Source organism: Phenylobacterium sp. (assembly GCF_036402295.1).
Lineage (GTDB): Bacteria > Pseudomonadota > Alphaproteobacteria > Caulobacterales > Caulobacteraceae > Phenylobacterium.
Genome location: NZ_DASWTE010000131.1, coordinates 1 through 3,087, shown reverse-complemented (window position 1 = coordinate 3,087; position 3,087 = coordinate 1). Strand labels below are relative to the sequence as shown.

Below are 3,087 nucleotides of genomic sequence, written 5' to 3'. Positions count from 1 at the left end.
CCTCGAGCAGACGGGCGTAGCCATCGAGGTCGTTGACGAACCGCCGCTGGCCGGCCGTGGGCGGCGCGCCGCCGAAGCCCGAGTGGGCGTAGAACACCGGCAGCAGGGTCAGCCCGATCCCCGTCGCCTCGGCCGCCGCGGCGATCCGCGCGGCCATCTCGGCGGGATCGGCGAAGGCGGCGCCATCGGCCTCGTGGTGCAGGTAGTGGAACTCGCCGACCCGCGTGAATCCCGCCTCCAACATCTCGGCGAAGGCCTGGGCGGCGATGGCCTCGACGTCGTCCGGCGTCAGCCGCTCCACGAAGCGGTACATCAGCTCGCGCCAAGTCCAGAAGCTGTCGCCCTCGGGGCCCCGCACTTCGGTCAGGCCGGCCATGGCGCGCTGGAAGGCATGGCTGTGCAGGTTGGGCATGCCAGGCAGGCCGATGACGTGCCGGGCGTCGCCGGGCTCGGCCGCGACCCCCGTCGCGACCGACGCGATCCGTCCGGCCTCGTCGACCAGCCGGACGCCTCGCGCCCAACCCTCCGGCAGCAGTGCGGTCTCGAACCAGTGGGACATCGCAAACCTCGCTTGGGAATATGTCTATACAAAATCCTGGCGCGTCGCTAGTAAGGCCACATGCGCTGCGATCGGGTCTGGCGGAACGCCCGCCTCGCCACTCTCGCGCCCGGCCGGCCTGGCCTGGGCGAGATCGAACGTGGCGCTATCGCGGCCCTCGACGGCCGGATCGCCTGGGTCGGGGCCGAAGCCGACGCGCCGGAGGCGGCCGAGACGATCGACTGCGAAGGCCGCTGGATCACCCCCGGCCTGATCGACCCGCACACGCACCTGGTCTACGGCGGCGACCGCGCCCGGGAGTTTGAGCTGCGGCTGGCCGGGGCGTCGTACGAGGAGATCGCCCTGGCGGGCGGCGGCATCGTCTCGACCATGGCGGCCACCCGCGCCGCCTCCGAGGACGACCTCGTCGCCCAGTCCCTCCCGCGCCTGGACGCCCTCATCGCGGAGGGCCTCACCACCGTCGAGGTCAAGTCAGGCTACGGGCTGTCGCTGGCGCACGAGCTGAAGTCGCTGCGCGCAGCGCGGCGGCTGGGCGAGGTCCGGCCGGTCACGATCGCCACGACGTTCCTCGGCGCCCACGCCCTGCCCCCAGAGTTCAGGGACGACGCCGACGGCTACATCGACCTCGTCTGCCGAGAGATGATCCCAGCGGTCGCCGCCGAGGGTCTGGCCGACGCCGTCGACGCCTTCTGCGAGGGAATCGGCTTCACGCCCGACCAGACGCGCCGCGTCTTCGAGGCCGCCCACGCCCACGGACTGCCCGTGAAGCTGCACGCCGAACAGCTCTCCAACCTCCACGGCGCCGCGCTGGCCGCCAACTTCGGGGCCCTGTCGGCCGACCACCTCGAGCACCTGGACGACGCCGGGATCGCGGCCATGGCCAAGGCCGGCACGGTCGCGACCCTGCTGCCGGGCGCCTACTACTTCGTCCGCGAGACCAGGCTGCCGCCGATCGAAGCCCTGCGCGCAGCCGGCGTGCCGATGGCGCTCGCCACCGACTGCAATCCCGGCACCTCGCCGATGACCTCGCTGCTGCTGGTCATGAACATGGCGGCGACGCTGTTCCGCATGACGGTCGACGAGTGCCTGGCCGGCGTCACCCGCGAGGCCGCCCGCGCGCTGGGCCGCCTCGACGCCACCGGCACGCTCGAGGCCGGCAAGCGCTGCGACCTCGCCGTCTGGGATATCGATCGGCCCGCCGAGCTCGTCTACCGCATCGGCTTCAACCCCCTTCACGCCCGCGTACTCGGAGGCCAGACCACATGGACGCGGTGACCCTGCGCCCCGGCGACGTTCCCTTGGCCGAGTGGCGGGCGATCTACCGCGGCGCCGACGTCCGGCTGGATCCCGCTTGCGCGGCCGCGGTCGCCGCCAGCGCCGCGGCCGTGGGCCGGATCGTGGCCAAGGGCGAGCCCGCCTACGGGATCAACACCGGCTTCGGGAAGCTGGCCTCGGTGCGCATCGGCGCCGACGATCTGGCCACCCTCCAGCGCAACATCGTGCTCAGCCACGCCGCCGGAGTGGGCGAACCGTCGCCCGAGCCGATCGCCCGGCTGATGCTGGCCCTGAAGCTGGCCAGCCTGGCCCAGGGCGCCTCGGGCGTCGCGCCGGCCACCATCGCGCTGCTCGAAGCCCTGCTGGCGAAACGCCTAACGCCCGTGATCCCGGCCCAGGGCTCGGTCGGGGCCTCCGGCGACCTGGCCCCGCTCGCGCACATGGCCGCCGCCATGATCGGCGTCGGCGAGATCGACGTCGCGGGCGTCCGCACCCCCGCCGCCAAGGCGCTCGCCGACGCCGGTCTCGCGCCGCTCACGCTCAGGCCCAAGGAGGGTCTGGCGCTGCTGAACGGCACCCAATTCTCCACGGCCAATGCCCTAGCCGGCCTGTTCGAGGCCGAGCGGCTCTTCCAGTCGGCGCTGGTCACCGGCGCGCTATCGACCGAGGCGGCCAAGGGTTCGGACACCCCGTTCGACCACCGCATCCACGTCCTGCGCCGCCAGCCGGGCCAGATCGAGGCCGGCGATGCACTGCGGTCCTTGATGGCCGGCTCCGCCATTCGCGCCTCGCACCTGAAGGACGACGAGCGCGTGCAGGACCCCTACTGCCTGCGCTGCCAGCCGCAGGTGATGGGCGCCGCCCTCGACGTGCTGCGCCAGGCGGCCACCACCCTCGGCTACGAGGCCAACGGCGTTTCGGACAACCCGCTGATCTTCGCCGACACCGACGAGGCGCTGTCGGGCGGCAACTTCCACGCCGAGCCGGTGGCCTTCGCCGCCGACATGATCGCCCTCACCCTCTGCGAGATCGGTTCGCTGGCCGAACGGCGGATCGCCATGCTGGTCGACCCGGCGCTGTCGGGCCTGCCGGCCTTCCTGACGCCAAAGCCGGGCCTGAACTCGGGCTTCATGATCCCGCAGGTCACCGCCGCGGCGCTGGTCTCCGAGAACAAGCAGATGGCCTACCCGGCCAGCGTCGATTCCATCCCGACCTCGGCCAACCAAGAGGACCACGTCTCCATGGCCGCCCAC

3 protein-coding genes are annotated in these 3,087 nt (G+C 72.4%); 2 read left to right on the top strand and 1 reads right to left on the bottom strand.

What is annotated here, in order from left to right; all coding sequences use genetic code 11:
• On the bottom strand, positions 1–559 hold a 559-nt coding region (locus VGD44_RS08215), incomplete at its 3' end, for an amidohydrolase family protein (protein ID WP_331085757.1).
• Positions 560–619: 60 nt separating this feature from the next.
• On the opposite strand from VGD44_RS08215, the gene hutI reads away from it, so the two are divergent.
• Together hutI and hutH are read left to right on the top strand one after the other, a co-directional pair.
• Positions 620–1,834: an imidazolonepropionase gene (hutI, locus tag VGD44_RS08210; RefSeq protein WP_331085755.1), complete on the top strand. Its 1,215-nt coding sequence runs from the start codon at positions 620–622 to the stop codon at positions 1,832–1,834.
• Positions 1,822–3,087 (top strand): histidine ammonia-lyase (gene hutH, locus VGD44_RS08205; protein ID WP_331085752.1); only part of this gene is annotated, 1,266 nt, incomplete at its 3' end. The genes hutI and hutH, both read left to right, overlap by 13 nt.